This window comes from Candidatus Cardinium sp. cByotN1 (assembly GCF_022810525.1).
Taxonomy (GTDB): Bacteria; Bacteroidota; Bacteroidia; order Cytophagales; family Amoebophilaceae; genus Cardinium.
Genome location: NZ_JAACGG010000004.1, coordinates 1 through 5212 on the forward strand (window position 1 = coordinate 1; position 5212 = coordinate 5212).

The 5212-nt window shown below is 36.3% G+C and carries 5 protein-coding genes; 2 read left to right on the plus strand and 3 right to left on the minus strand.

Features of this window, described 5'->3' with window-relative positions; all coding sequences use genetic code 11:
- Positions 1-454: 454 nt before the first annotated feature.
- The 3 genes from MUW73_RS00130 to MUW73_RS00140 form a co-directional block, all read right to left on the minus strand.
- Positions 455-1450, minus strand: a complete 996-nt coding sequence (locus tag MUW73_RS00130) for a ribonucleoside-diphosphate reductase small subunit (RefSeq protein WP_243575126.1) — start codon at positions 1448-1450, stop codon at positions 455-457.
- A gap of 682 nt (positions 1451-2132) precedes the next feature.
- Positions 2133-2285, minus strand: a complete 153-nt coding sequence (locus MUW73_RS00135; RefSeq protein WP_243018549.1) for a hypothetical protein — start codon at positions 2283-2285, stop codon at positions 2133-2135.
- 375 nt (positions 2286-2660) lie between these two features.
- Positions 2661-3224 carry a hypothetical protein gene (locus MUW73_RS00140; protein ID WP_243018551.1) on the minus strand — a complete coding sequence of 188 codons (564 nt, stop codon included), beginning with the start codon at positions 3222-3224 and terminating at the stop codon, positions 2661-2663.
- Positions 3225-3516: 292 nt separating this feature from the next.
- Between MUW73_RS00140 and MUW73_RS00145 the strand changes: the two genes are divergently transcribed.
- On the plus strand, positions 3517-3858 hold the full coding sequence (locus MUW73_RS00145; RefSeq protein ID WP_439099495.1) for a DUF4277 domain-containing protein: 342 nt from the start codon (positions 3517-3519) through the stop codon (positions 3856-3858).
- 151 nt (positions 3859-4009) lie between these two features.
- Complete coding sequence (gene floA, locus MUW73_RS00150; protein WP_243018553.1) at positions 4010-4987, plus strand: flotillin-like protein FloA; 978 nt, start codon at positions 4010-4012, stop codon at positions 4985-4987.
- The last annotated feature ends 225 nt before the right edge of the window (positions 4988-5212 follow it).

Below are 5212 nucleotides of genomic sequence, written 5' to 3' on the forward strand. Positions count from 1 at the left end.
CCTTCAACATCCAGTTCAGCTGTTTTTCTATGTCAGCTATAATGGGCGCTTGCTGATCGCAACTATTTTACAAGGTGCATTTTTTATATATTATTATATATAATAATCAATTAAATATATCCATTAAGTTGACGCCATTGCGTGAACAGGTACACTTATATAGTTAGTTAATAGAAGCGTTCTAAAATTAGATAACTGTTCGGGCAATAAATGGCAATCTAAGGTGTTATTTAATAGCTACTACAGTGCTACAAAAAACGCGGAATGAGTGCTAGTGATAAAATTTAAAGTATCACTTTAGCTCATGCATGTATCTACCCAAGGCAACCATTTTTGTAAGTAGGCCCTATTGTTATTGGTTAAAGAGAATAAATCTTCTGTGTCAGATTCATCTAACTATTTAATCATTAAATCTGCATGCAAGACTACTGACTTGGAAATTTTTGATCAACTTTTAGAACTCCTCATCTAGCTTAAACCGAGCTTTGTCTTTGTCTGCTGAGATACTACTCATTACACCTGATTTTTGGTACTCACCCACGCGCTTTTCAAAGAAATTAGTTTTTCCCTGTAAAGCAATCATTTCCATAAAGTCAAATGAGTTGGTTACATGATAGATCTTTTTACATCCCAGTTCTAATAGCAGTCTATCGGCCACAAACTGAATATATTGGGTCATTAACGTGGCATTCATACCAATTAGTTTGACCGGTAACGCATCCGATACAAATTCACTTTCAATCGTGACGGCATCAGCTATAATTTGCGCTACCCGTTCCTCTGGAAGTTTGTGTTTGATATGTTGGTTGTAGAGCAAACAAGCAAAATCACAGTGCAACCCTTCATCCCTGGAGATGAGTTCATTAGAAAAAGTTAACCCTGGCATTAATCCTCGCTTTTTCAGCCAGAAAATAGCACAAAAGCTACCAGAAAAAAAGATCCCTTCTACTGCCGCAAAAGCAATTAATCGCTCTGCAAAAGATCCTTTGCTAATCCAACGCAACGCCCAATCTGCTTTTTTTCCTACCCACTCAATGGTTTCTATAGCATTGAACAATCTGTGGCGTTCTGTAGGATCTTTGACATAGGTATCAATCAGTAAGGAATAGGCTTCGGAATGGATGTTTTCAATAGCAATCTGGAATCCGTAGAAAAACTTGGCCTCTGTATATTGTACCTCATTGGCAAAATTTTGTACCAAGTTTTCATTTACAATCCCATCACTGGCTGCAAAAAAAGCAAGTACGTGGGTAATGAAATGCTTCTCGTCTGAGGTTAAGTTTTCCCAGTCTTTTATATCTTGACTAAGATCGATCTCTTCTGCCGTCCAAAAACTAGCCTCTGCTTGTTTGTAAAAGCTCCAAATATCGTGATGTTCAATAGGAAATAAAACAAATCTGTTTTTATTTTCTTGCAAAAGAGGTTCATCTACATGGGTATGGTTACTCATCTGATTCTTTGAATTAAATTATATTTGATTAGGTATCTTCGATTAGGCGTTTTTCGAACTTGGCTTCTGCTAAGGGCCACTATGCCTAACAAACTTAATTAAATGCAACCAAAGGTTCAACTTTTTCCAAAAGGATTAGTTAGATAGAGGATGAATATTTATCTCCAGGGTTTGGATATAATTAGGCTATATAAAGACATATACACTGCAAACGAAATACATCGTGAAGCCGTTGCAATAGAAAATTACTTTTTTATAAGTAGAGGCAATGTCCGGCTAATGTTGACTTTGAGGCATTCAAAAAGGCATAAATAATAATATTCTCAGCCCAGTATAATTAGAAATAAGTCCGAATTATTATATGCAGCCATTTTTATACCACTTTTTGCTTGATAAAAAAGTGGACAAAAAATCAAGCCCTGGGTAAAAAGTTGCTGAAAGCACTCGTTACAAATGGAAAAACAGAATCCGCCCTGCAACCTCCTTCTCAACTGTTTTGCTATTTCAGTTGTAACGGTCACTTTCTGATCGCAACTATTTTACAAGGGGCGTTTTTTCGTGTACTTCTGCCACAGTAGTGAATGGATACCTTTTATAACTAATATAAATATGACTGATTTACAATATGTTTAATCCAAAACTCACGTTATTATATCTAGAATACCGCAGACATAACTTTTTACTACATCAATACACATCCAGCTTCTCTCGCCAACTCCAAGTTTATGGAGTCAATATCATAGTATTTGCCTTCCTTTTGTTGCTTTTCGATATTGTTACGAAGCTCTTCAATCTCTACTGCCCTTTCAGGATGACAATCAATGTACTTTTTCAAGCACCCGACTTGCTCTGATAATAGCTTCTTTAACCCCATTGCTGAGGCGTCCTTGCAGTTGTTTAAAAATTTGCTCACCATTAATAAGTCATATTCTAATTTTATTAGTTCCTTGACTAATTGATAATGGTATGCTCATATTTCACTCTCTGCTATGAGTTCCCCTTTTATTTGGCCTTCTTTTATTTGACGATTTATCTCATCAGGAGAGAAAAATAAAAAGCCGTCTGTAATCTCTGGGGAATTCGTATTCGATACGAGGTCAAAAAGGGTACTAAATGTAAGTGTAAAATGATCGTCAACCTTCGTACCTATATAAGAGTAAAATTTTGGGTCAATCTTATCAAGTTATGTTTTAGGTACGTCATCTGGTACTTATAAAGATAGAGAGGTACGTGATTGATCGAATTCCATAAAAGGGCTAATTACTTTAAATAATTCTTCATATTCGGGGTTTGTTAATAGCGCATTTTGGAAAATTGCCGTGGGAATTAAGAGGCTCTCCTGAACAGGCTTAATAATAAGCGTTGATGGACATCCAAATATAATACTATCATAACAATCAGACCTTTCCTCTTTGCCGCTATCATATATTCGGTCGCCCTGATTCCAAATCTCTTCTGCTTGCTTAAGAGCTGCTTCTAGGGCAGCATTTTTAATAGCTTCATTAGGATAAAAAATTAGCTTCTGACCTTTCTTAATATATTGGTAAATATCCAGAGCCATCTTGCCAGGATTGTTAGAGCCAAGAATCAATTGATCATAGTATGATCTGATCCTATGAAGACAGGTTTCTTTTAGACTCAAACGAGAAAAAACGAGTGACCTAGAAACATTATAATCCCCATGATAAGCAAGAGAATCAGTACCATTTATAGCAGACTTAATTAAGCCATTACAGGATGTGATAAACGGGAATAAAAATATATATTTTTTCATAGTGTATGAATGATTTGGTTAAAAAGAGAAATATAAAACGTTACTGAATTGGGAAGAACGTTTCGCACATGTATAAAACATAATTTAAAAACTATAAGCTCATATTCCGCACCAGTCTACTTATTTGAAATTAGATTAATTTTTTATGTGTTCATTAATTATATTTTCAATTCAGTTAGGGGCTAACCCAGTTTTGGGATGTGCCAAAAAGATTAAATTGTAGGCAGTTTAGTTCTAAACCATTATAGAATTAATTTCCAGTTCAACAGATACAATTGACCTCATTTCAAAAATAGATGCACGCCTCCCAGTATCACAAGAGAAAGACGCTAAGCTAATGATGGGAAAACGAGTAGCCGCTATGATAATGAATGGTTTAGGCTTTATGGACGATCGTCTATATATGTTCTCAGAATTCTTAGCTAATAAGCCAGTGGATAAGCTATTTAAACCTGTTATTCTAGAGCAGATATGTTTAATCATGATGCCTCTAGGACGTTATCTAGATCCGATTGCAGCAGGCTATGGTCCCACTAAGCTTTTTTCAGAAATTGATTTAAGGTATTGGTTCTCCCTAACGCTGATTTCACTTAGTCAGTGCAGCGATCTCCTCATGGACATACGAAATTATTGATCTTCGTACGACATAATTCGTTAAGTATTTTGATTGTTGATCATAAAAAACTAAATTTATGCCTATCATCTTCTCTTAATTGCGTCTAAAATTACCCTTAAAAAGTCAAACTTTAGGCTTTAATTTATTTACCATTTATTATTTTATCATTATGGTTGTTACGCAGCTTTATTTATACCTTTTTATGCTAGTTATGGGGATTATATTTTTTTATTTTTTCCCAGTTGGTCTCTGGATTACGGCTCGTTTTTCTGGCGTGCAAGTAGGTCTATTTGAATTGGTTTTTATGCGTATTCGGAAAGTTCCACCTGCTGTTATTGTAGATGGATTGATAGTGGCTACTAAAGCTGGTCTCCAGTTGACCTTGATGGAAGTAGAAACCCATTATTTAGCCGGTGGTCATGTGCCATCTGTTATCAAGGCACTTATTTCTGCAGACAAAGCCAATATTAGCCTTTCTTTTAAGCAAGCTACTGCTATTGACTTAGCGGGTAGAGACGTATTCGAGGCAGTGCAAATTTCTGTTAATCCAAAAGTAATCAATACCCCTTCTGTAGCGGCTGTGGCCATGGATGGTATTCAGTTGGTTGCCCAAGCCAGGGTTACGGTTAGAGCCAATATTCAACAATTGGTAGGTGGTGCTGGAGAGGAAACTATTTTAGCACGTGTAGGAGAGGGAATCGTGACCTCTATTGGTTCTTCTCACAGTCACAAAGAGGTATTGGCCAATCCGGATAAAATTTCACAGTTGGTATTGAATAGAGGGTTAGATGCAGGAACTGCTTTCCAGATACTTTCTATTGACATTGCTGACGTCGATGTAGGTGATAATATTGGTGCCAAACTCCAAATTGATCAAGCCAATGCTGATTTGCGTGTAGCCGAGGCTAAAGCAGAAGAAAAACGTGCTATGGCAGTAGCTTTAGAACAAGAAATGAAGGCTAAATCTGAAGAAGCAAGGGCTAAGGTTATTTTAGCTGAAGCAGAAGTACCGCAAGCTTTGGCATTTGCTTTAAAAAATGGTCAGTTAGGGGTTATGGATCATTATCGTATGCAAAATATAAAAGCAGACACGCAAATGCGTGCTAGTGTAGCTGCAAGTGATCTTTTACCGAATCACGGGCATTAATATAATATAATATAATATAATATAGCATATAGATATAGCTTAGTTGCTGGACCCCACTATTTCGTGCACTCCGAACAGCTACCAAAAAATTGTATCTGTTCACCCAATGGCGTCAACTTAAGGAATTAATTGATTATTATATATAAAAAACGCCCCTTGTAAAATAGTTTTGATCAGAAAGCGCTCCTTATAGCTGACATAGAAAAACGTTTCCGTTCACCACTA